Below are 23,404 nucleotides of genomic sequence, written 5' to 3'. Positions count from 1 at the left end.
TTATTTCAAATCACTATCAATAAAAGAATCATGTACTCGTTGCCAAAACGGGAATGCTCTAAAGCGTGCGAACCGAACCTTTTCCTTCGCAACTTTGTACTGAATTGATTTTACATTTTTATGCAATAATTGCACATGATCGACTGTGACCATAAAATCTTTAGCCTTCACTGGCTTTAGCACGCAACTATGATGTGCCGGTAACACTAGTGAAGATCCGACTGTACGGAATACGCGATTATTAATAGACGCCATTTCAGTCATTTGAATAGCCTCTATTGATGGATGTAAAATGGCACCTCCAAGTGCCTTATTGTAAGCTGTACTTCCTGAAGGTGTAGAAACACAAAGACCATCTCCACGGAAGCGTTCAAATGGTCTCCCATTTAATTCAACGTCCATTACTAATGTTACTTCTGGGGATTTAACTGTAGATTCATTTAAAGCTAAATAAGTGTAATTTTCATCTGAGTTTTGATAATTAATCACAACTTCTAATAGAGGATAATCGATTACTTTATAGTCACTCTTTGCTATAGAGATAACCAGTTTCTCGATTTCAATTGGCTTCCAGTCAGCATAAAAACCTAGATGCCCCGTATGAATACCTACAAACGCAACATCTGACAATATATGACTATATCGGTGAAATGCATGTAGCAGTGTACCATCTCCACCAATCGACAACACGATATCTGGTTTTTCTTCATCTATTTCTAATCCAAAATCAGTTAAGTACGAAGTAGCTCTTTCCATTAATTCATTTGATTGTGGATCATTACGTGATTGAACGGCAAATTTCATAGATTTTCATGAGCTCCTTTCGAATTATCCCCTCTAACTTTTGGATTTGAAGCCTCTTTGTATTCGGTAAAATACTTTTGGGCTTCCTGTATCTCCTCACGAATTAAAGACATTTCCTCATCTAAGCGAAACGCTGCCTCTGCTGCGCTTTGCAGGCGATTTTTTATTTCCTCTGGAAAAATCCCTTTATACTTATAGTTCAATGAATGCTCAATAGATGCCCAGAAGTTCATTGCAAGTGTTCTAATTTGAATTTCAGCTAAAATCTTTTTCTCACCTTGAATGGTTCCGACAGGATATTCGATTATCATGTGATACGAACGATACCCGCTAACTTTTACATTAGTGATATAATCTCTTTCTTCTACAACTGTTAAATCATTGCGCTGGCGTAATAATTCAATAACAGTAGGAATTTCATCCACGAATTGACACATGATACGTACCCCTGCAATATCTTGTAACTCATGCGCTAGCATATCTGAAGGTTCAAAGACTAGGCCTTTTTCTAACGTCTTGTCATAAATACTCGCAAGCGGCTTCACCCGACCTGTTACAAATTCTATTGGTGAGGTTTCATTTGATTTTTCGAACTGTGCGCGCATTCCTTTTAGCTTAATTTTCAATTCATCCACTGCTTGCTTATAGGGCTGTAAAAAGCGATCCCATTGTCCCATGATAAGTCCCCCTAATCTTCTCGGGATTCGTTCAATATTTCAGCAAAGGCTTCTTCAACAGCTGTTGAAAAGTCTGCTCCATAATTATGATTTCCTTCAATATTAAATATAAGTGCGTTTAATTCTTCCTGGAAGTTCACTAATTCGGTCTGTCCATTACCCCAAGTTAATATTGGCTCAAAATCAGATTGTAATGTTTTGACTAATAGTGGCCAAATAGCTTGTGGGAAATTTATGTAATGGTAGTCTTCCCCGGCATCCATTAGATAGATAAAAGCCATGGCGTCTGAATCAGTAATAACCTGACCTGCAGCTCGCCATTCACAATTAGGTGTCTGTCCGCATATTTGTAAATGAACTTGTTTTTCTTGTTGTGATCCATTTTCTACTGTATATGTTTTACGCAAAGCCTATCTTCCTTTCCGTGAATCTCCTATCATTTTATCATAGTAAGCCTCATTACTACCCACTTTTTCGGTGAATTGTTATGCTTTTCCCCATTTCGACAAACATTGCAATGCCATCTATACTTCACCTATAATTAATTAATACGAATTTATTAAAAGAGAGGGTGATTGGCATGGCACATCAACTAGAAATTGAGTTTAAAAACCTACTTTCAAAAGAGGAATATGAAGCGCTTTGTATTACTTTTGCTATTCCAAATGAAGATTTTCACGAACAGGCAAATCATTATTTCGATACTGCGGATTTCAGATTAAAGAAAGCACGTTCAGGCCTACGAATACGCGAAGTTCAAAATCGCTTTGAATGCACACTAAAAGAACCTGCGACTGGTATTGGATTATTAGAAACAACGGATTTATTATCTGAGGAGCACGTAAATGCCGTGTTAAACGGAGCAACTCTAAAAGCAGATGAAGTAGATACTCGATTGAGAAAACTTCAGATTAATCCAGCAGATTTACAACTATTAGGTACACTTTTTACAAAGCGTGCCGAAATAAAATATAATGGCGGTCTTCTCGTTTTCGACCATTCTCGCTATTTGGACACTGATGATTATGAATTAGAATTTGAAGTGACTAATGAGGAAACAGGAAGAACAATATTCGAGGAATTTCTAGCCACACATTCAATACCTATTAGAGTGGCTGATAAAAAAATTGCTCGCTTCATGGCCGCCGCCAATAAGAAAAGAGGTTAATAGATGGATATATCAGCATTGAAAACGCTCCTTGAAATTCAAGGTCTTCAATCCATGGGATCGACTAGCTTATCTGCAAATGAATCATCTTCTTCATCTAATATGTTTACCCAACTAATGAATGAAATGATGACTTCATCAAAATCTCAGAATTCCCCTACACAATTACTAGGCTTAACAAACTCAGTGTCGGGCTCAAACAATTTATCTGCTTCAGATTATTCTTCGTTATTAGGTAGTGGCTTAATAGGGTCTACATTACCGAGCTCAAATAATACAATTTCGAGCTTGTACTATAAAGGTACTTCACCTGTTTATAGACCCACTTCAGTGTCTAATACGTATGGTACAACACCTTTGAATCCAGTATTAACAGGTTATACTGCGGGACCTACTAATGTCACTTCAAATACGCAATATGATGCCATTATAAAAAAGGCGTCCGAAACTTATGGTATTCCCGAAAAAATGATTAAATCTGTAATTAAACAAGAATCTAATTTTAATAACTCTGTCGTAAGCCAGGCTGGGGCTGCTGGTCTAATGCAATTAATGCCAGGTACAGCCAAATTCCTTGGTGTTTCCAATGTCTTTGACCCAGAACAAAACATTATGGGCGGTACGAAATATTTGAAACAAATGTATGATAAATTCGGTGGTGATATGAATCTAATGCTAGCTGCATATAATGCAGGGCCAGGTAATGTTTCTAAATATAATGGTATTCCACCATTTAAAGAGACGACAAATTATGTTACTAAGATCATGAACAGCTATCAAGCCTAATTAGTTAACTGTCGTAGTTGACGAATAATTACATATCAATTCACTCTTAGAATCGACATATATCTTATTATTATGTCGATTTTTTTATGAATGCATTACATAGAAGACACGATTTTTCAGTATAACCATACACTTTTTCGGCTCTTTTTATTAAACTATATGAAAAAAGTAATGTAATTTAATCGATTTGTTTGAGAAAAAACGTTTAGGTTGATAGAATAGAATTACAGCTAAAGCAAAGGAGCATCATCAATGACGCAAAAACCTATTATTCCTTATGAGGAAATTGGCGAAGAAACACTATCTAAAATGATTAAGATTTTCTACTCCAAAGTCGCTAAAAATCCGAAGCTAAAGCCGATATTTCCTGATGATTTAACTGAAACAGCACGCAAGCAAATTCAATTTCAAACTCAATATTTAGGTGGTCCAAATCTTTTTACTGAAGAGCATGGGCATCCAATGATGAGAGCCCGTCATATGCCCTTCAAAATTACACCTGAACGTGCACAAGCATGGTTAGAATGTATGGCTGAAGCAATGGATGAGGTTGGATTAGATGGAAAGATTCGAGAAATATACTATAAACGACTCGTCCTTACAGCGCACCACATGATTAATTCACCTGATAACGACGAGGAGGTATTAGAGTGAATAATATTCAGATCATGCCGGCACCGCCTTCGCCTACTACTACTCTTAGTAAACCGATTGAACTTTATGTATTCATTGATCCACTTGCTCCAAACAGTTGGGATTTACAAACAATTATCCGTAAGCTTCAAGTAAACTATAATCAGTACTTTACTTTACGATTTGTTCTTAGTACAGAATTAGCTTCACTTAATGTCGCTTGCCAACGTGTAAATAGCTGTAATAGTGAATTAGAGGAAATCGATGTCTCTCATCCTGTTCTTCCTTCAATTGCAGTAAAGGCCGCTGAATTACAGGGAAAAAAAGCTGGCTATCGCTACCTAATGAAATTGCAGGAATATGTATTATTGAATAAGAAAAACGTCCGTTCATGCTCAACATTGGTAGAAATCGCCAAAGAGACCAATTTGGATATTCAGGAATTCCAAACAGACTTCCAGTCGTTGGAAGCTTCTCGTGCATTTCAAAGTGATTTATGCATTACGCGCGAGATGGATGTAGAAGAAGTACCAAGCTTCGTTTTCTTTAATGAAAATATTGAAGATGCAGGTTTAAAAGTTAGTGGAAATTATTCATATGAAGTTTATGAACAAATACTAGAAGAATTATTAGACGGTGAACTTATTTGTCAACAGCCTCCTTCAGTAGAAGAATTATTTAAACGGTATCATACATTATCAACTAAAGAAGTAGCATCCATTTATAACATAACTGAACAAACTGCTGATCGAGAGTTAAAAAAGAAAATGCTACAACAAAAAGTCGACCGCATCAATTATGAAGAATCATCGCTGTGGCGTTTAAAATAAATTATATATAGGCTAGTAACGATCTATTATATCGTTGCTAGTCTTTTTTTATTTTAAATTAAAAATCTTGTTGATTGTATGGAAGATACAAGTTAACATGTCGATGACAGTTACCAATTAATAAAATATAACAAAATAAAAGAGGCGCCTCTACGAGAGACGCCTTCTTTTCACAAAGGGGATGGGAGAAATGTTCACGTTCAAACAAAGGGGTGTATGTTTGTTTGTGATTTATTTCACATCTAACACTTTAGCATGGAAAAAATGATATAGCAATGCTTCAGAATTGAATTCACAAAGTTGTCATAAGGAAAGCGTTTGCAAGTAGTCATAAGTCTTTTAAACTTCAATTTGACATGATTTTGTCGAGTCTTGTTAGTATTATTTATGGTATTTTATTCAAATATCACTTATTATTTCATATCACTATATGGAATGATTTCAAATTAAAAAGCCGAAGAGAATTATTTCCACTTCGACTTTTAATCATTAACTATTATACATCTAGCAGTTTTTCTAGTTCCTCTAAGTTTTTCTCAAATACTTTGCAAGCTTCTTCGATAGGCTCAGCAGATTCCATATTAACGCCCGCCGCTTTTAATACTTCAATTGGGAAGTCTGAACATCCAGCTTTTAGGAAATTGTTAATATAACGATCTACTGCAGGTTGTCCTTCTTCAAGGATTTGAGCACTTAGAGCAGTAGCCGCACTCTTACCTGTGGCATATTGGTATACATAGTAGTTGTAGTAGAAGTGAGGGATACGCGCCCATTCTAGACCGATCTCTTCGTCTACAACAATATCGTCACCATAATATTGTTTATTTAGATTATAGTAGACTTCCGTCATTTTTTCTGCTGTTAGCGCTTCCCCATTTTGGTCAAGCTGATGAATAATATGTTCAAATTCAGCAAACATTGTTTGGCGGAAAATTGTACCTCGGAATCCTTCTAACCAGTGATTTAATATATAAATACGTTGTTGTGGATCTTCAATCGTATTTAATAAATGATGGTTTAATAACTCTTCATTACATGTTGATGCAACTTCTGCAACGAAAATAGAATAGTTACCATATACGAATGGTTGGTTGTTACGAGTGAAGTAACTATGGACACTATGTCCAAACTCATGAACAAGAGTAAATAGATTATCTAAATTATTTTGCCAGTTCATTAGGATATATGGATTCGTACCATACGCACCTGAAGAATACGCGCCACTTCTTTTCCCTTTATTTTCCAATACATCTACCCAGCGATCCTCTAAACCTTGTTTGACAATACTTACATACTCATCACCAAGTACTTCAAAGCTTTTTAACATATGATTTTTTGCTTCTTCATATGGCATATCCACTTTTGATTCTTGTACAAGTGGTGTATATATATCCCACATATGAAGTTCATCGACACCCAATACCTTTTTGCGCAACGCGATATAACGATGCATCAACGGTAAATACTTATGAATTGTCGAGATAAGTTGATCATATACTTTTTCCGGGATATGATTTGCAGCCATGGCTGACTGACGAGCTGATTCATATTTGCGAATACGTGCATTTACGTTATCACCTTTAACATTACCAGCAAGGGTTGTTGCAAATGTGTTACGGAATTCTCCATACGTTTTATACATTGCGCGAAATGCTGCTTCACGTACTTTGCGATCGCCACTCTCTAAGAAATGTGTATAATTCCCATGTGTTAGTTGAACTTGATGACCATTTTCATCTTCTATCGTAGGGAACTGTAAATCAGCGTTATTTAATGTGCTAAATGTTTCAGACGATGCACCTGTAACTTCTGACAACTGTGCAAGGATTGCCTCTTGCTCCGCTGGTAAAATATGTGGACGGCCAATGTTAATTTCAAGCAATTCTTGTCTGTATAATTTAAGTTCTTCATTTTCAGCTAGATATTGTTCAATTATTTTTTCATCTAATGCTAAAATTTCTGGCGTTAAAAATGACAGACCCGTTGAAACTTTCGCATAAAGTGATTTGCAACGACTGTCCATTGCTTGATAGAAACTGTTAGCTGTGTCTTGATCCAATCGCATATGTGAATATGTGTAAAGACGCATTAATTTTGAATACAATTCATCTCGGTATTGTAGAACCGCTAAAAGTGCCTGTGCACCGTTTTCAATTGTACCTTGATAAGTTGCAGCATTTTCACTCAAAGCACTAATATCCTTAAACTCTGCTTCCCAAGCTTCGTCTGTCTCAAAGATATCTTCAAGACGCCAAGTAAGTTCAACAGGTACTTCTTGTCTTGTTAATACTTTTTGTTCTGATTTCGTTGTCATATTTATGACCTCCTATAGTAAATACGTTGAGAAACAAACACTTTATTATTTTCTCAATTTTCATAACACTTTGCAAGGAATTCACTATGCAATAATTGTAAGATATTAGCTTCTTTTGTTGAACAATGTATTGAATGAATACCTAATTTTTTCAACAACAAAATATAGTGAAGAATCGCTTCTTTACTTCGTTCATCTTCGAAATATTCTGAATTATTTAAGGTAAATATTGAAATAACCTCATCATCTACTTGTAATATACTAATTTGGCAATCTTGTAAAAAGAATAGTAATGTAGCTTGCCATTCTACAATGTAGACATCAATATACCGGGCGTTTCGAACAGGCAAGCCAATGAAGAGAGGTAATTGGTCAAGTCTCATACGCGCACTGTAACAGGTTTTTAAGAACCTATCCTGAACCCCTTTCCTACTTAAGTAGAAACGGTGACGTAAAAAACGCTGTCGGATCTGCAAATGGAATTGCCAATAATGAGCAAATTCCTCCTTTGTAGGCTCTTTTAAATGCAAAAACGGAAAATGTTGTTGTGAAATCGGTAACTGTTGTACCTTAGCAATAAAGCGATAGCCATTTATGAACAATAGATGAGAATAATAAATAAACGTTGCTGTAGTTGGATTGTAAGTAAGAAGGGTTGATCCGTATTGGGGATGACATGTGATAAATTGCTGACGAAACGGAGAGAGTTGAATAAGTTGAATACTTGTAGATTTTAGCTGCTTAAAATTAGGGGTTTTAAGAAGCCATAAAGGAACTATACTTGCATTCATATAACCTTTAGTCCGAGCTTGTACAACTTCAATAGGAATATTACTACATTGAAATTCAATCGCAAATTGCTCATTTTGAGTTGTTACCAATAAATCCGGCCGTTGAGACAAGTTCTTTATAAAAGGCTCCAGTTGAACAGTTAATCCTTTGTTTTCAAAAAAATGATAAAGTTGTTGCTTACCTATTAAATGTTCTTTTGACTCTCCATCCGAAAATAACTGAGGACAATTCGAATCCTTTTTGTGAGCAAAATGTGGAACAACAATTTCACCTATTCGAAGTTGTAACTCTTCTTTACATTGCGGACAAAAAAACTTATGGGTCCGCCTTAACTGTTTTAGCTTTTCTTTAGTATGTGAAATAGACAAAATAAATAGTTCATTTTTTGTTGTTATTGCAGTTAAAATACAAACACCTCCTATTTTTATCCATTCTATTAATTTATGGGATAAATTGCAAGAAAAAATCCCCCGGTATTCGGAGGATTTTCACTGTCATTTAACAAAATATTTTATGACTGTATCAAAGCAATCTTTTTCCATTAATGCTTTACCGTATTCTTGAAGAATGTGGATTGTTACTTCTGCGTCTGTAGAAAATTCAGTAATAACACTGAAAATATCTTCAGCTTCATCATGTAAAACCTCTTCATTAAAACGGATGTATAAATAATAGTTGCCTTCCCACTGATACAACGCATTATGGAATAGTGATGTCTCTTGTATTTTTTGTGCAAGAGGAATAATATCATCAAATTCCTGTAATTTAAAGATAAAATCGGAGTCCTCATCAATTGTACTGTTTACAAGATCTTCGAAATCGTCAAATTCATGCGCTTTTGGCTCATCGCCACCAAATGCGGATGACATCATTCTTTGTTTATCTTCTATATCGAAGGGCGGTTCGATATGCTGACCGTCCTTATAAATTTTAGCATGTGTGATAGTCAGTTCAAGGCCATTCTCTTGAACTATCACTTGGATCCATAATGGTCCTTCAACTTCAAAATATTCTTCGTCATTTATTTCATCCATCATAGACCAGAAGAGTTCTTCACTTTTTTCCCGGTTATACCATACTTCATCTTTCGTGAATCCACGTTCTTCAATGTCATGATAAGAAATGAAGAGTTTAAGTGTATTCTCATTTATGCGTTCGATGTCCATATTACACAACTCCCTTCGGTCAATACTAATAGATGCATCGAGTTCACTTATGAACAAGTCTTTAAAATTTCTTGATAATACAGTGTCTAATACTATTGTATGATGAGTTTGTTGAAAATGGAAAGGAATTAACTCGGAAAATTACAACAGTATATGAATTGTAGTAGACAAGGTTTAGTAAATCAAGTCATAACACTACTATGTATAGGTGTACTAGCCTCTTTTATATCGTAAATAATGAAATTTTTTTAATGCATAAAAAAAAGCCAGTTGTGTAACACTTAACAACAACTGGCTTTGAAGAGACATATATTGCATTCTGCTGACTATTTCGAGCGAGCATGCTACATGAAAATGACTCTTATTATTAGTTAACCATCTTCTGTGCTTCTTGTAATTGATAAGCACGAACTTTACGAGGTAAGAAACGACGAATTTCATCTTCGTTATACCCAACTTGTAAACGTTTTTCGTCTAAAATAATTGGACGACGTAAAAGCCCTGGATGTTCTTGGATTAACTCATAAAGACGTTGTAACGGTAAAGTTTCTACATCCACTTTTAGTTTTTGGAAAATTTTAGAACGAGTTGAGATTATTTCGTCTGTACCATCCTCAGTCATGCGTAAAATTTCTTTTATTTCACTTATGCTTAAAGGCTCCGCGAAAATGTTTCTTTCTGTATATGGAATATCATGTTCTTCTAACCATGCTTTTGCTTTTCTACAAGATGTACAACTGGGTGAAGTAAATAATGTCACCATCATATAAAACACATCCTTTCAAAATGTGTAGCGAATATAATAACATTCCTAAATTAGAATGACTTTAAAAAAAGAACTGTAAGCATATTATACAACATTTTGTCCAATTTGAATATATGCTATTAAGAAAAATTTCCATTGTAAGTTATGACCGTTTTTTCTATCATTTCGAGTTTTTCCATAAAGGTTAGACCACTTTATTACGCGTATATATGTAGTATCCCCAAAAATGCATTACAGTAAACCTATTATTTCAAATAAATATTCTCATTTAGAATCTCTATATTGAAAAAATATATATTATATTTACACTAATTATACGTTCAATCTCCAAAAAAAGTTTCAATTTTAAATAAATTTCATAAATCAAATTTGACAAAATACAAAACTGCCCCTTTAGTCAATTTATTTCATTGACTAAAGAGGCAGCATTTAATTAATCACAATGATTAGTTATTTGCATATTCTGCTTTTAATACTTCAAATTCATCATTAGAGCAATAGACAAAATGTCCGGGACGTACTTCACGCATAGTTACGTTCTCTCCAGCTTTATAATTATGCGACTTTGGATCATATGTTTTACGCACACGATTACGCTCATAATCAGGGTCTGGAAGCGGAATAGCTGATAGTAGTGATTGAGTATAAGGATGCATAGGATATTTGTATAGATCCTCTGCAGGTGCAAGTTCTACTAATTTACCAAAATACATTACACCGATTCGATCAGAAATATATTTAACCATCGAAAGATCATGTGCGATAAATAAGTAGGTTAATCCTTTTTCTTCTTGTAGCTCTTTTAATAGATTAACAACTTGTGCTTGAATTGACACATCTAGTGCAGATATTGGTTCATCTGCTATGATGAATTCCGGCTCTACTGCAAGTGCACGAGCAATTCCTAATCGCTGACGTTGACCACCAGAGAATTCATGTGGATAACGGTTAGCATGTTCTTTATTTAAGCCTACTGTTTCTAATAATTGATAGACTCGTTCTTGACGTTCTTTTGCGTTTTTTACAAGGCCGTGAATATCTAAACCTTCTGCAATGATATCCAAAACTTTCATACGTGGATTTAATGATGCATACGGATCTTGAAAAATCATTTGCATTTTGCGGTTAAACGACTTTAGTTCCGTTTTAGATTTACGACCATGGACATTTACACCATCATAAAGAACTTCACCATCAGTGGCGTCATATAGGCGAATAATCGTACGACCTGTCGTAGATTTCCCACACCCTGACTCCCCTACTAATCCTAAAGTTTCTCCTTTATAAATATCAAATGTAATATCATCGATAGCTTTAACTTCATTTGGTTTTCCAGGATTGAAGTATTGTTTTAAATTTTTGATTTCCAATAGTTTTTTTGGGATTTTCATTTTAAAATACCTCCATTAGCACTTTCGTAATAGCGACTATTAGGGAATCGTTTCATTCTTTCAATAATTGTAGCAGGTGGTGTCACTTCTGGCGCATCTGGGTGTAATAACCAAGTTGCCGCATAATGTGTATCACTTACTTTAAAGAATGGTGGCGTTTCTTCCATATCGATTTGCATAGCATATTCACTACGAAGCGCAAAAGCATCCCCTTTTGGTGGATTCAGTAAATTTGGAGGTGTGCCTGGAATTGCATATAGTTTCTCTTCCTGCACATCTAATGAAGGCATAGAACTTAGTAGCCCCCAAGTATATGGATGCTGCGGATTGTAGAATATTTCATCTACTGTACCAATTTCAACAATTTTACCACTGTACATAACAGCTACACGATCAGCCACATTTGCTACAACACCCAGGTCATGGGTGATGAAAATAATAGATGTATCAATTTTCTTTTGTAGATCTTTCATCAGTTCAAGAATTTGAGCTTGAATTGTAACGTCTAATGCAGTTGTCGGTTCATCAGCAATTAAAATTTTGGGATTACATGCTAATGCAATTGCAATTACGATACGCTGACGTTGACCACCTGAAAATTGATGTGGATATTGTTTCATACGTTGTTCAGGTTGCGGCATACCTACTAGTTTTAATAGATCTATGGCCATTTGTTGAGCTTCTGATTTCGGTACATTTTGATGTTTTAAAATCGGCTCCATTATTTGTTTACCAATTGTCATCGTTGGATTCAAAGATGTCATAGGATCTTGGAAAATCATCGAGATATCTTTTCCGCGAATTTTCTGCATTTCTTTATCAGTTAATTTCGTCAAATCTTTTCCATTAAATAAAATCTCACCATTTTTAAATTCCGAACTAGATTCAGGGAGAAGACGCATAATAGCTTTAGTCGTAACCGATTTACCTGAACCCGATTCCCCAACGATTGCTAGTGTTTCTCCTTTTTTCAAATCGAAGTTCACACCACGAATCGCTTTCACTTCACCAGCAAATGTGTGGAAGGAAAGCTCAAGATTTTTTACTTCAAGTATTTTCTCCATAACTGCTTTCCTCCTATTAATCCTTCATTTTTGGATCAAGTGCATCACGTAGACCATCACCAATTAAGTTAAAAGCAATCATTAATAAACTTAAAATTGCTGCTGGTATAGCTAAAATATGAGGTTGGAACTGTATTAGTTTGTAACCATCATTAATTAAAGTACCTAAAGATGCATCTGGTGATTGCAACCCTAATCCGATAAAGCTTAAAAATGCTTCAAAGAATATCGCACTAGGAATTGTAAACATTGTGTTTATAATGATAACTGCCATAACATTTGGCAATAAATGTTTTTTAATAATACGTCCATTACTTGCTCCTAAAGTTCTAGCTGCAAGTACAAACTCTTGGTTTTTATATTTCAATACTTGTCCTCGAACAATACGGGACATACCAATCCAACCAGTAATTGAAATGGCAATAATAATGGCCATAATACCCGGATCCATCACAAGTATCATTAAAATAACAACGATCAGTGTTGGTATTCCATATAAAATTTCAACAATACGTTGCATCGCATCGTCAACACGACCACCATAGAATGCCGAAATACCACCGTAAGCTACACCAATAACCATATCAATTACAGCTGCAACAAAAGCAATTAATAATGAAATTTGAGTACCTTTCCAGACACGTGAGAACATATCACGACCAAGTCCATCTGTACCAAACCAGTAGTAAGTATCAACGTTTTTCATTTCATACAAATCGACTTCTTTACCACCCATATTCCCCGTTCCATCAAAGATTCCCAACTTTTCCAGACCAGGTACTTTTGGAGGTAAATTTGCATGAGTTATTTCTTGCGTTTCAAAGTCATGTGGGCTAATCATCGGTCCGATAAATGACATCAGAATGATGAATAACAGTACAAATATACTCACTACAGCTGCTTTATTTTTTCGTATACGTAACCAAGCATCCTGCCAGAAATTTAAGGATGGTTTAGAAATTTTCTCAGAGTGGCTGCCATCCATGTGTACGTGTTTAAAAGCTTCAGGTGGTAATTTACGATATGCATTTGTCATTATTTATTACCTCCTGCTAAACGGATACGTGGATCTACAATGCCATATAAAATATCAACAATGAAAATAACTAAAATCAATAGTACAGAAAAGAACATTGTTGTTCCCATTATTAAGGAATAATCACTAGCATGAATCGCTTTAACGAATTGTTCACCAATACCAGGAATGGCAAATATTTGTTCAACTACAAGAGAACCTGTTACTAAACCTGCTGCTAAAGGTCCCATTACTGTTATTAATGGAATTAATGCATTACGAAATGCATGCTTAAATGCAATTTCAAGGCCGCTAGCACCTTTAGCTTTTGCTAGAGTAATATAGTCAGTTCCCAATACTTCTATCATTTCTGTTCGAATGAAACGAGCTGATGTCGCTAGAGGTCCCATTGCTAATGCGATTGTTGGCAAAATACTAGATTGCCACCCATTCTCCCATAATCCGACCGGAAGGAATCCTCCCTTAACACCAATCCAATATTGAAGTAATGAAGCAAATACGAATGAAGGAATGGAGATACCGAATATCGCGATTAAAGTACTGCCGTAATCCCATACAGTATTTTGCCTTAAAGCTGCAATCATCCCTAAAATAATACCGCCTATAGTACCGAGTATAAGCGCTTGAATACCTAAAAGGAATGAAGGACCAGCACGGTTAATAATTAATTCTGTAACGTTTGCACCTTTAAATTGATAAGATACGCCAAAATCAAGTTGTACCATCTTTTTCATATATATTCCATACTGAACTGGAAGCGGTTTATCTAATCCATATTTTGCTTCCACCGCAGCTAACTGTTCGTGGGTTAGTTTAGGTGAGCTAGCTATAGGGGAACCCGGCAACATCTTCATCAAGAAGAACGTAAATGTTGCAATCAGGAATAATGTTAGTATCATATACAATACTCGTTTTAAAATGTACTTTGCCATTCTTGCACCTCCTAAAATAGTGGTCGTAACTATGGAACTCATAGAAATATCTCAATTAGAAAATTCCACTCTTTGAAAAAGTTGTTATTCAGCAAAACTATGAATCGAAAGATTTTCCAATTCATTAATATCTGATTAAAAAGAGAGTATATGGCTTAAAATCAACCACATACTCCTCTCCCCATTCAGGGTTTAATCATAATCTCATAAAATTGAATACTATTATTTACCTGAGATATATGTCCATTTATAACTATATTGAGCACCAAAGTTATGTTTCACTAAACCTTTAACATAAGGTTTTTGAAGTGCCATAGTACCACGTTGATAAATAGGTGCAATCGCTGCATCTTCTTCAATCAATGTTTTTTCTGCATCTGCCATTGCTTTCCAACGTTTTGCTGGCTCAGTTGCATAAATTGTTTGAGCATCTGTTACTAATTTATCGTACTTTTCAGATGCATAGCTCATATTGTTTTGTTGACTATCTGATAACCATAAATTTAAGAATGTGTATGGATCTTGGAAGTCTGGAGCCCAACCTGCAACTTGGATATCGTAATCTTGTTTAGAATTCAAATCAACACGTACTAAGAAAGGAACTTCTTTCAGTTTAATACTTAAACCCGGTAGATTTTTTTCTAATTGGTTTTTCAAGTACTCGTCCATTTTTTTAGCTAAGTCACTATCATCGCCTAAGAAGTCTAATTCAATTTTGTCGGTTCCAAGTTCTTTAAGACCTTTTTCCCAATATGATTGAGCTTCTTCAAGGTTATATTTGTTCATATCTCCGTTTATTTCACGGAAGTCTTTACCATCTTCATCAAATGTGAATTCAGTTGGAATTAAGTAGTTAGCTTCGAATGAACCATTAGCTAATACTGCTTTCGTTAAATCTTCTTTGTTGAAAGCCATAGAAATTGCTTTACGAATGTTTACATTTGCAAGAGCTGTATCTTTTTTACCATCACGTTTTTGATTTAATTTCAAGTAGAAAGGTGAAGATTCAACGTCTTTCACTACATCTGGATTGTCAGCATATTGCATTGCAAATTCACCTGATAATCCTGCACGGTCTTTTTTACCAGAAGTATAAAGATTTAATTGAGTCTGAACTTCTTTCACTACGTCTACATTGATTGTGTCAAGTTTTACATTATCTTTGTCCCAGTAGTTATCGTTTTTAGTATATTTCCAAGTTAATCCTGTTCCATCCCAGTCTTCAAGAACGAATGGACCATTGTATAAAGTTGTTTCTGAGTTTGAAGCGTATTTTTTACCTTGTGCTTCTACGAATTCTTCTTTTTGAGGTAAGAATGTACCTAGTGAAATTAAAGACAAGAAATAAGGAACTGGTTTTTCAAGTGTAACTTCTAGTGTTTTTTCATCTAGAGCTTTTACACCAAGGTCAGCAACTTTTGCTTTACCTTTACCAATTTTAGATGCGTTTTTTATGACACCGTCCATCATATATGGACCATACTCAGATCCAGTTTTAGGATCAATTGCGCGTTTCCATGCATATTCGAAGTCATTGGCAGTTACTGCAGAACCATCTGACCATTTAGCTTCACGAATCTTAAATGTATAAACGGTACCTTCTTTGTTTACTTCTGGTTCTTCAGCAGCAATCGCTGGAACTGGTAAGTTTTCTTGATTTAAACGATATAATCCTTCATTAACGTTGTTTAAAACGTTAGATCCCACTACATCTGTTACTAATACTGAGTCCAGTGTTGGAATTTCAGCAGTTTCCATAATATTTAGTTCTTGTGTTGCATCAAGACTACCTGATTTTTCTTTGCTACCACTACCAGATTCTTTGCTTGTATCTTTGTCATTTCCTGTGCCGCAAGCAGCTAAGAAAACACTAAGTACAAGTAAAAGACTTGATAGCCACACTAGTTTACTTTTCTTCATGTATAGCTAACCCCCTTGAATTTTCTGAAAAATCATTACATTGCTAATTATACATATTCAAAAAAAGTTGTACAGTAACCTTTTGATAAAAATGTCTTTTTTTGACGTATACTTGATTAGCAAATCCCATAACACCAACATTCATCAGCATAAAGTTCTAATTTTCTGAATATATAATAATGTTAAAAATTTTTGATTTTTCATCTTTATTCAACTAAAATGAATAAAGAATCGGGGGTTATTCGCTTGAAAAAGAAAGGTATTCTCTTCTTAGTTCTTCAATTTTTAATCGTGATCATCATGCTTTTTCAATATAAAGTGCTGAGATTGATCGATTACATTAATGTTTCATTTATCATAGGAGCCATTGTGCTTTTTGTTGGACTCACCTCATATATTCTATCATCGGGCTTTTTTGACATTTTCACGGTTAGTATGCGTAAGGTTTTTGTTAAGTCATCTAGATTAGAGGATGTTAAAAGCATGAGAGCCCCATCTGAAATTGTTTCAATGCCCTATTTGGGTATTTTACAAATCGGTGGAGCTACCATTATGATGATGTTCATTGCCCTTATTTTTTATTATTTGTAATCTGTAGAGGATTGCTTGATTTTTGGCATTGTACTATATTATAATCACACAAAGTAATATAGAAAAACGAAGACGAAGAATAGTACATTTATGTCGTATGTAAAGAGAGTCTGTGGTCGGTGCAAACAGACGATACGCTAAGTGGAATGGACTTCCGAGTTAACTTTGCGAACCTTTATGTAGTAGCTCTGTTCGTTAACCTCACGTTACGAGGATGAGTGGTCGATTTATCGACAAGCTTGGGTGGTACCGCGGATTCAACATCATTCGTCCCTATTTAGGAGACGCATGATGTTTTTTTATATCCAAGGAGGAATTCAATTATGAAACGTATTTTTTCAGGTGTACAACCAACAGGTGTCATTACATTAGGTAACTATATTGGTGCATTTAGACAGTTTACAACTATGCAAGACGAGTACGATTGTATTTTTTGTATAGTAGATCAACACGCAATTACAATGCCACAAGATAGTAAAGAACTACGTAACAGCGTCCGCACGCTTGCTGCAACATATTTAGCAACAGGTATTGATCCAGAAAAATCAACACTATTTATTCAATCAGAAGTACCTGCACATGCACAAGCCGGATGGATGTTACAATGTACTTCTTACATCGGTGAACTTGAGCGTATGACACAATTCAAAGATAAATCTACTGGTAAAGAGGCCGTTTCTGCCGGCTTACTTACTTATCCACCACTTATGGCTGGAGATATTCTTCTATATAACACAGATATCGTGCCAGTTGGTGACGATCAAAAACAACATATAGAACTTACACGTGACTTAGCTGAACGATTCAATAAACGTTACGGTAAAGTATTCACGATTCCTACTATTCAATTGCCAAAAAACGGTGCTCGTATTAAGTCACTTCAAGAGCCAACGAAAAAAATGAGTAAATCGGATGACAACAAAAAAGCAACAATCCGCCTTCTAGATACTCCAAAAGAGATCGAGAAGAAAATCAAATCTGCCGTGACAGATTCTGAAGGCGTCGTTGCTTTCAATACTGAATCTAAACCTGGTGTTTCTAATCTACTAACAATTGAAGCATCATTAACTAATGAATCAATTGATAATCTTGTGGCAAAATACGCTGGGCTGGGTTATGGTGCTTTCAAAGCAGGTGTTGCTGAAAGTGTTATTAATCATCTAGCACCTATCCAAGAACGTTTTAACGAGTTAATCGATTCACCTCAATTAGATGATATTTTAGATGCCGGTGCTGAAAAAGCGAACGCAATTGCAAGTGCAACAATCAAGAAAATGGAAGACGCGATGGGCCTTGGGAGAAATAGACGATAACTAGTCCAATACTTGAGCCGATGAAAATTTTGAAATCAACTGAATGCAAGATGAACAGAAAAACGGCTGTCCAAGTATATCCTAGTGCACGGTAGTTCAAATAGAGAATCATATGTGTTGAACTTATTACCATCAGACCGTAAAAAGTTAAGAAAAATAGTAAGCGCATTTGCATATTTCCTTTTCTAGTTTTTATTACTATATGAAAAAATGACTTCGTTATAACTAACGAGGTCATTTTTTATACGAAAATATGATGTTGTAACGAATTAATAATCTTTCACTTACTATAATGAAATACACTATTATTCCAGTAATTATTTAATATAAACAATAAAATTGTATAGATAAAAACCACAGGGTATTCACCCTGTGGTCATTTATAACTTATTGAAACTTTTTAAATAGTAGTGACGCATTATGCCCACCAAAACCTAGTGAATTACTTAAGGCATAAGTAATTTCTTTCTCTCTAGCACCGTTAGCAACATAATCTAAGTCACATTCAGGATCTGTTGTTTCTAGATTCATCGTTGGAGGTAGAATTCCTTCTTTTAATGCAAGTACTGAAAAGATTGCTTCAATCCCACCAGCTGCTCCAAGTAAATGACCTGTCATCGACTTCGTAGAACTCATTGCTAAATTATACGCATGCTCTCCAAATACAGTCTTTACAGCTTTCGTTTCAAATAAATCATTATAAGGTGTACTCGTACCATGGGCATTAATATAACCAATTTCTGTTGCGTCAATTCCAGCATCATCAATCGCTTGCTTCATAGCACGTGCTGCACCTTCACCTTCTGGAGCAGGTGCTGTAATATGATGGGCATCGCCAGTTGAACCGTACCCTACAACTTCACCGTAGATTTTCGCACCACGTTTTACTGCATGTTCGTATTCTTCTAAAATAACAATACCCGATCCTTCACCGATAACAAAACCATCACGATTTGCATCGAATGGACGAGATGCAGTTTGCGGATCTTGGTTTAATGTAAGTGCCGTATTTGAGCAAAATCCTGCAACCGCCATATTCGTAATTGGCGCCTCTGCTCCTCCAGTAATCATGACATCTGCATCACCACGCTCAATAACTTTGAACGCATCACCAATTGAGTTTGTACCCGATGCACAAGCTGTTACTGAACATGAGTTAATGGCTTTTGCACCAAAGTGGATAGATACTTGCCCTGCAGCCATATCTGGAATCATCATTGGTACGAAAAATGGACTAACACGTCGTTGTCCTTTTTCAAGGAAATTGCGGAATTGTTGCTCATAAGTTTCCATTCCACCAATACCAGAACCGATCCAAACACCTGTACGCAGACCAACTTCAGGAGTTATTTCTAACTCTGCGTCTTTTACAGCCATAATAGATGCCGCTAATGCGTAATGTGTAAAACGATCCATTTTACGTGCTTCTTTGCGAGGAATATATGCTTCTATATCAAAATCTTTTACTTCTGCAGCAACTTTTGCAGGAAACTGTTCAGCATCTATACGTGTTAATGGACCTACACCACTTTGGCCTTCTTTAATCGCTTTCCATGTTGTTTCTACATCATTTCCTAACGGTGTTACAGCACCCATACCTGTAACAACTACTCGACGTTTTGTCATGTTATTTTAACTCCCTCTTTTCTTTGTATTGTTATTTTCCCCAGCGCATTGCAACGGCGCCCCATGTAAGGCCGCCACCAAATCCAACGAGTACGAGTAAATCGTCATCATGAATTTTGCCGGCTTCTAGTTCTTCTATTAATGCATTGCCGATTGAAGCAGACGATGTATTGCCATATTTTTTGATAGCAGTAGACATCTTCTCCTCTGGCAAACCTAGTCTTTGTCTTGCAGATTCCATAATTCGAATATTCGCTTGATGCGGAATAAGGAAATCAACTTCTTCCTTAGTATATCCAGCTTTCTCTATGACATTTAAAGCTGATTCACCCATTTGACGTACTGCAAATTTGAAAACTTCACGACCATTCATCTCAATATGACCTGCGTCATTTTGGAACAAATGCTTTCCGCCTGAGCCGTCTGAACCTAGCTCAAATGATAAAATCCCTCGATTTTCAGATACTTTACCCATCACAGCTGCACATGCACCATCGCCGAATAGGACAGCAGTATTGCGATCTTCCCAGTTTGTAATTTTCGAAAGCTTTTCAACACCAACTATTAATACATAATCATACGTATTAGATTCAATGAATTGCTTAGCCGTTACCAATCCATACATAAATCCTGCACATGCAGCGGACAAGTCCATTGCAGCTGCATTATGTGCACCGAGTTGGTCTTGTATCATACACGCTACACTCGGAAATGGTCGGTCAGGTGTTACGGTTGCAACTAAAATAAGTCCGATTTGATCAGCCGAAATTCCAGCATTAGCTATTGCCTTTTTTGCAGCTTCAAAAGCTAAATGAGAAGAGTTATGTTCATCTGATGCGATTCTTCGTTCTTCAATTCCTGTTCTAGTGCGAATCCATTCATCCGATGTATCCATCAATTTTTCTAAGTCAGCATTTGTGACTACGCGATTAGGGATACATCTTCCTAAGCCTATTATTCCAGCGTTCATGAAGTAGCGCCTCTTTTCTTTTGTTATCAATTATTAGTACCTGGTAATAATTATAACGAAAGATTTATACTTTTTCAACACTTCGTCAATTTTTGTCCAAATAACGGGGCATAATAATGAAAAGATTCTTTTATTTAAATATGGCTATATGATATGATAGAACAGGTAAAAAAGTTAGTTAGAGGTGAAATTAATGAGATATATTATGCTATTTTTCTGGTCAGCATTATTAGTTTCTGTACTGAACTACGTAGTAAGTTCAATTCAGAATGTTGGATTTAACTTAAATCTTGGATTAGGGCTTTCAGTAGTTTTCTCTGTATTCTTAATTATTATTAGCAATGTTATTCCAAACGAATCACCTAAACAAGTAGGTCACCAACAATAATGAAAATCCTGTCCAAAGATTGGACGGGGTTTTTTTATTAAAAAAAGTCTGAGCAACCTATTATCAAGGTTATTCAGACTTTTTATCATTACGCTGGGTCTTTATGAATTGTTACTTTACCATCTTCCATTGAAATGACTAGTCGATCCCCTGGTACTGTCTCCCCTTTTAACAATTCTTTTGCAACGAGCGTTTCAACATGTCGCTGTACAAATCTTCTTAAAGGTCTTGCTCCAAAAGTTGGATCTATTCCTTCTGCTACTACCCACTGGATGACATCTTCATCAACTTGTAATTCAATTTCTTGTTCAGCCACTCGTTTTTGTAATAACTGCATATACTTCCAAGTTATTCGATAAAAATGTTCGTTTGTTAATGAATGGAACATTATGATATCATCAAGTCGATTTAATAACTCTGGTTTGAAATGCTCTCTTAAAGATGCCATTACTAGGTCCTCAACAGCATGTTCACTATTTTCAGGCATATCGAGTAAATAACTTGAACCGATATTAGATGTCAATATGATCACTGTGTTTGTGAAGTTAATCATACGACCTTGACTATCAGTAATACGGCCATCATCTAGAATTTGTAGCAAAATATTCGCCACATCTGGATGTGCCTTTTCAATTTCATCTAATAATACTACTGCATATGGGTTTCTACGGACAGCTTCTGTCAATTGACCACCTTCTTCATAACCTATATAGCCAGGAGGCGCTCCTACTAATCTAGATACACTATGTTTTTCCATATACTCAGACATATCAATTCGAATGAAATGATCCTCAGAGTCGAATAATTGGGCAGCTAAAGCTTTTGCTAATTCTGTTTTCCCTACACCTGTTGGGCCTAAGAATAAGAAAGATCCGATTGGTTTTTGTGGATCTTGAATACCTGCACGTGCTCTCCAAACCGCTTCAGTTACTAACTGAACAGCTTCGTCTTGACCAACTACTCGCTCTTGTAATGTAGCTTTTAGGTTGAGTAATTTCTCGCGTTCGCCTTCAACTAATTTCGTTACAGGAATACCGGTCCATCTTGAAACGATTGAAGCAATTTCTTCAGCTGTGACATCTTCTCGTAGCAGACGGTCATTACCTTGCTGTAAATTCTGCTCTAGTTCTATTAATTCTTTTTCTAATTCAGGAATTTTACCGTGTCTTAGAACTGCTGCTTTATTTAAATCATAATTATTTTCAGCTTCTTCTAAATCCCTGCGATAACGATCAAGTGTTTCACGTTTTTCTTGGATAACCTGAAGAAATGATTTTTCAGCTTCCCACTGCTCCCGCATATTAGAGGTAGAATCTTTTAGCACCGATAATTCCTCACGAAGTGCTACAAGTCGTTTCTTACTTGCATCATCCTTTTCTTTCATCAAGGCTTGCTCTTCGATTTCAAGTTGCATTGTACGACGTGTTACTTCATCTAATTCCTGTGGCATCGAATCTATTTCTGTACGAATCATCGCACAAGCTTCATCGATTAAATCAATCGCTTTATCTGGCATAAAACGCTCAGTTAAATAACGATTTGATAATTCTGCAGCAGCTACAATTGCTCGGTCATGAATTTTGACTGCATGATGTAGTTCGAAGCGTTCTTTTAAACCGCGTAAAATAGAAATCGTATCCTCTACAGATGGTTCACGAACTAAAACTTGTTGGAAACGACGTTCAAGTGCTGGGTCCTTTTCGATATACATACGATACTCATCTAATGTAGTTGCACCGATACAATGTAGCTCACCTCTAGCTAACATTGGTTTGAGCATATTCCCTGCATCCATCGCACCATCCGTTTTACCTGCACCAACAATTGTATGAATCTCATCGATGAATAGGATGATTTGACCTTCACTTTCTTTTACTTCTTTCAAGACACCTTTTAAACGCTCTTCAAATTCCCCGCGATATTTAGCACCAGCGATTAATGCACTCATATCCAGCTCATAAATTTTACGGTCTTTTAATCCTTCTGGTACATCTTTTTTGACGATACGTTGCGCTAATCCTTCAACAATCGCAGTTTTACCAACACCGGGTTCACCGATTAATACAGGGTTGTTTTTTGTTTTACGTGATAATATTCGAATGACATTACGAATTTCTTGATCGCGACCAATAACTGGATCCATTTTGCCATTTTTCACTTCTTCTACTAAATTACGTCCAAATTGTTCAAGTGGACTTTTTTGCTCTTCATTATTCATATTCATTTGCATTATAGTT

22 protein-coding genes and 1 other annotated feature are annotated in these 23,404 nt (G+C 35.8%); of the genes, 7 read left to right on the top strand and 15 right to left on the bottom strand.

Annotated features, from left to right (window positions below):
* From ACQKM9_RS01295 to ACQKM9_RS01285, 3 genes are read right to left on the bottom strand one after another with little or no spacing between them, the layout of a single operon-like run.
* Window positions 1–804: an NAD kinase gene (locus ACQKM9_RS01295; RefSeq protein WP_427731955.1), complete on the bottom strand. Its 804-nt coding sequence runs from the start codon at window positions 802–804 to the stop codon at window positions 1–3.
* Window positions 801–1,481, bottom strand: coding sequence for a GTP pyrophosphokinase (locus ACQKM9_RS01290; protein ID WP_427731953.1), 681 nt, complete (start codon window positions 1,479–1,481; stop codon window positions 801–803). The genes ACQKM9_RS01295 and ACQKM9_RS01290 overlap by 4 nt, the downstream gene beginning before the upstream one ends.
* 11 nt (window positions 1,482–1,492) lie before the next feature.
* Window positions 1,493–1,888, bottom strand: coding sequence for a hypothetical protein (locus ACQKM9_RS01285; protein WP_427731951.1), 396 nt, complete (start codon window positions 1,886–1,888; stop codon window positions 1,493–1,495).
* A 173-nt stretch (window positions 1,889–2,061) separates the two neighbouring features.
* Here ACQKM9_RS01285 and ACQKM9_RS01280 point away from each other — a divergent pair, with 173 nt between their 5' ends.
* The 4 genes from ACQKM9_RS01280 to ACQKM9_RS01265 all read left to right on the top strand — a co-directional run bounded on the left by ACQKM9_RS01280 (window position 2,062) and on the right by ACQKM9_RS01265 (window position 4,898).
* Window positions 2,062–2,649 carry a CYTH domain-containing protein gene (locus ACQKM9_RS01280; protein WP_427731949.1) on the top strand — a complete coding sequence of 196 codons (588 nt, stop codon included), beginning with the start codon at window positions 2,062–2,064 and terminating at the stop codon, window positions 2,647–2,649.
* Window positions 2,650–2,652: 3 nt separating this feature from the next.
* A complete protein-coding gene (locus tag ACQKM9_RS01275; RefSeq protein WP_427731947.1) occupies window positions 2,653–3,435 on the top strand; it encodes a lytic transglycosylase domain-containing protein in 783 nt (260 codons plus the stop codon).
* Between the two features lie 252 nt (window positions 3,436–3,687).
* Window positions 3,688–4,089, top strand: a complete 402-nt coding sequence (locus ACQKM9_RS01270) for a globin (protein ID WP_038179615.1) — start codon at window positions 3,688–3,690, stop codon at window positions 4,087–4,089.
* Window positions 4,086–4,898, top strand: coding sequence for a ClpXP adapter SpxH family protein (locus ACQKM9_RS01265; protein WP_427731945.1), 813 nt, complete (start codon window positions 4,086–4,088; stop codon window positions 4,896–4,898). The genes ACQKM9_RS01270 and ACQKM9_RS01265 overlap by 4 nt, the downstream gene beginning before the upstream one ends.
* Before the next feature lie 496 nt (window positions 4,899–5,394).
* Here the strand turns inward: ACQKM9_RS01265 and pepF are convergent, their stop codons facing one another.
* The 9 genes from pepF to ACQKM9_RS01220 all read right to left on the bottom strand — a co-directional run bounded on the left by pepF (window position 5,395) and on the right by ACQKM9_RS01220 (window position 16,279).
* Window positions 5,395–7,212, bottom strand: a complete 1,818-nt coding sequence (pepF, locus tag ACQKM9_RS01260; protein WP_427731944.1) for an oligoendopeptidase F — start codon at window positions 7,210–7,212, stop codon at window positions 5,395–5,397.
* A 53-nt stretch (window positions 7,213–7,265) separates the two neighbouring features.
* Window positions 7,266–8,411, bottom strand: a complete 1,146-nt coding sequence (locus ACQKM9_RS01255) for a competence protein CoiA (protein WP_427732785.1) — start codon at window positions 8,409–8,411, stop codon at window positions 7,266–7,268.
* Window positions 8,412–8,498: 87 nt separating this feature from the next.
* Window positions 8,499–9,170 (bottom strand): adaptor protein MecA, encoded by a 672-nt coding sequence (mecA, locus tag ACQKM9_RS01250; RefSeq protein ID WP_427731942.1) that lies wholly within the window; start codon window positions 9,168–9,170, stop codon window positions 8,499–8,501.
* A gap of 367 nt (window positions 9,171–9,537) precedes the next feature.
* Entirely contained in the window at window positions 9,538–9,933 is a 396-nt protein-coding gene (gene spxA, locus ACQKM9_RS01245) for a transcriptional regulator SpxA (RefSeq protein WP_179078282.1), read from the bottom strand.
* 449 nt (window positions 9,934–10,382) lie between these two features.
* Window positions 10,383–11,321, bottom strand: a complete 939-nt coding sequence (locus ACQKM9_RS01240; protein WP_427732783.1) for an ABC transporter ATP-binding protein — start codon at window positions 11,319–11,321, stop codon at window positions 10,383–10,385.
* Between the two features lie 2 nt (window positions 11,322–11,323).
* The gene (locus tag ACQKM9_RS01235; protein WP_427731941.1) at window positions 11,324–12,391 is read right to left on the bottom strand and encodes an ABC transporter ATP-binding protein; all 1,068 of its coding nucleotides are present in this window, start codon (window positions 12,389–12,391) and stop codon (window positions 11,324–11,326) included.
* Between the two features lie 16 nt (window positions 12,392–12,407).
* Window positions 12,408–13,427 carry an oligopeptide ABC transporter permease gene (gene opp3C / locus ACQKM9_RS01230; protein ID WP_427731940.1) on the bottom strand — a complete coding sequence of 340 codons (1,020 nt, stop codon included), beginning with the start codon at window positions 13,425–13,427 and terminating at the stop codon, window positions 12,408–12,410.
* Window positions 13,427–14,359 (bottom strand): oligopeptide ABC transporter permease, encoded by a 933-nt coding sequence (gene opp3b, locus ACQKM9_RS01225; RefSeq protein ID WP_427731939.1) that lies wholly within the window; start codon window positions 14,357–14,359, stop codon window positions 13,427–13,429. The genes opp3C and opp3b overlap by 1 nt, the downstream gene beginning before the upstream one ends.
* A gap of 222 nt (window positions 14,360–14,581) precedes the next feature.
* Window positions 14,582–16,279 (bottom strand): peptide ABC transporter substrate-binding protein, encoded by a 1,698-nt coding sequence (locus tag ACQKM9_RS01220; protein ID WP_427731937.1) that lies wholly within the window; start codon window positions 16,277–16,279, stop codon window positions 14,582–14,584.
* Window positions 16,280–16,525: 246 nt separating this feature from the next.
* On the opposite strand from ACQKM9_RS01220, the gene ACQKM9_RS01215 reads away from it, so the two are divergent.
* Both ACQKM9_RS01215 and trpS read left to right on the top strand, forming a co-directional pair.
* A complete protein-coding gene (locus ACQKM9_RS01215; RefSeq protein WP_427731935.1) occupies window positions 16,526–16,870 on the top strand; it encodes a DUF3899 domain-containing protein in 345 nt (114 codons plus the stop codon).
* Window positions 16,871–16,930: 60 nt separating this feature from the next.
* Window positions 16,931–17,148 (top strand) — a binding site (T-box leader).
* A gap of 45 nt (window positions 17,149–17,193) precedes the next feature.
* The gene (trpS, locus tag ACQKM9_RS01210) at window positions 17,194–18,183 is read left to right on the top strand and encodes a tryptophan--tRNA ligase (protein ID WP_427731933.1); all 990 of its coding nucleotides are present in this window, start codon (window positions 17,194–17,196) and stop codon (window positions 18,181–18,183) included.
* A gap of 387 nt (window positions 18,184–18,570) precedes the next feature.
* Here trpS and fabF read toward each other — a convergent pair whose 3' ends face one another.
* A complete protein-coding gene (fabF, locus tag ACQKM9_RS01205; RefSeq protein WP_427731931.1) occupies window positions 18,571–19,809 on the bottom strand; it encodes a beta-ketoacyl-ACP synthase II in 1,239 nt (412 codons plus the stop codon).
* Between the two features lie 31 nt (window positions 19,810–19,840).
* Entirely contained in the window at window positions 19,841–20,779 is a 939-nt protein-coding gene (locus tag ACQKM9_RS01200; protein WP_427731929.1) for a beta-ketoacyl-ACP synthase III, read from the bottom strand.
* A gap of 193 nt (window positions 20,780–20,972) precedes the next feature.
* On the opposite strand from ACQKM9_RS01200, the gene ACQKM9_RS01195 reads away from it, so the two are divergent.
* Complete coding sequence (locus tag ACQKM9_RS01195; RefSeq protein ID WP_038179641.1) at window positions 20,973–21,167, top strand: YjzD family protein; 195 nt, start codon at window positions 20,973–20,975, stop codon at window positions 21,165–21,167.
* An 88-nt stretch (window positions 21,168–21,255) separates the two neighbouring features.
* On the opposite strand, the gene ACQKM9_RS01190 is transcribed toward ACQKM9_RS01195, so the two are convergent.
* Window positions 21,256–23,397 carry an ATP-dependent Clp protease ATP-binding subunit gene (locus ACQKM9_RS01190; RefSeq protein ID WP_427731927.1) on the bottom strand — a complete coding sequence of 714 codons (2,142 nt, stop codon included), beginning with the start codon at window positions 23,395–23,397 and terminating at the stop codon, window positions 21,256–21,258.
* Window positions 23,398–23,404 lie beyond the last annotated feature (7 nt).

The sequence above is a fragment of the Viridibacillus sp. NPDC093762 genome (assembly GCF_050279675.1).
In the GTDB taxonomy this organism is placed as follows: Bacteria; Bacillota; Bacilli; order Bacillales_A; family Planococcaceae; genus Viridibacillus.
Note: the sequence above shows the minus strand (reverse complement) of the source record. Positions and strands in the feature narration are given on the sequence as shown.